General features: G+C 77.2%; 1 pseudogene. It reads left to right on the plus strand.

Features of this window, described 5'->3' with window-relative positions:
- Window positions 1–120 (plus strand): annotated as a pseudogene (locus KVT14_RS21330) (signal recognition particle-docking protein FtsY); the annotation flags it as partial.
- Between the last annotated feature and the right edge of the window lie 117 nt (window positions 121–237).

Here is a 237-nt window from a genome sequence, read left to right on the forward strand (position 1 = left end):
ATCGTCGTCGCCGTGCAGCGCGTGCTGGGCGTGCCGGTGAAGCTCGTCGGGCTCGGCGAGGGGCCGGACGACCTGGCGCCGTTCGACCCGGAGGGGTTCGTGGACGGCATCCTGGGGTGACGCCCGGGGCGCCCGCGCCCCGTCCCCGCCGACCGGGCCCCGTCCCGCCCCCTGAGACGCGGGCCGTCCCGCAACACGATGTTGCCGCGCGCGGACCGCTCGTCACCCCCGTGTAAC

Source organism: Cellulomonas sp. GbtcB1, assembly GCF_019091725.1.
Lineage (GTDB): Bacteria > Actinomycetota > Actinomycetes > Actinomycetales > Cellulomonadaceae > Cellulomonas.